At 62.3% G+C, this 644-nt stretch carries 1 protein-coding gene; it reads left to right on the top strand.

Annotated features, from left to right (window positions below):
- Positions 1-644, top strand: a 644-nt coding sequence (locus tag NW819_RS14220; protein ID WP_414414148.1) for a metal ABC transporter ATP-binding protein, incomplete at both ends; no start/stop codon positions are given.

The raw sequence follows: 644 nt of genomic DNA, 5'->3' as shown, positions 1-644 counted from the left end.
CGGCCCCAATGGCGCTGGCAAAAGTACCTTGGTGCAGGCCATCTTGGGGATCCTGCCGCGGCAGTGCGGCTCGGTTTGGATTCTGGGAGAGCCGGTGTGCCTGTCCGGTTATTTGCCCCCCTCGGTGCGGCAGCAGGTGGCTTACGTGCCCCAGCGTTTTCAGTTCAATCCTGGGATCCCCATGGTGGTGGAGGAGTTTGTGGCTTTGGGTTGGGGGGCATTGCAACCCTGTTGGCCTTGGCAGCAGCGCTCTGCTCGGCGGCAGGCGGTGAAAGAGGCGTTGGAACGGGTCGGCGCATCCCACCTGTCCTCTAAGGCTCTGGGCCAGCTCAGCGGCGGGGAGCTGAAACGGGTGCTGTTGGCCTATTGCTTGGCTTGGCCGCGGCGGTTGCTTATCCTCGACGAGGCACCGGCAGGCTTAGATACGCTCAGCGAGGGGGAGTTTTACCGGCTCCTGGAAGAGCTGCGCCAATCTCTGGGCTGGGCCATTTTGCAGATCTCCCATGATTTGGAAATGGTGTCTTGCTATTGCGACCGCGTGCTGTGCCTCAACCAATCCCTCATCTGCCAGGGATCCCCCCAGGTGGCTTTGGCACCAGAAGTGCTGAGCCGGGTTTATGGGCCTGTTCGCGACAGCGGTGCGG

It is taken from the genome of Synechococcus sp. R8-2, from assembly GCF_047461715.1.
Classification (GTDB): domain Bacteria; phylum Cyanobacteriota; class Cyanobacteriia; order Thermostichales; family Thermostichaceae; genus Thermostichus.
Note: the sequence above shows the minus strand (reverse complement) of the source record. Positions and strands in the feature narration are given on the sequence as shown.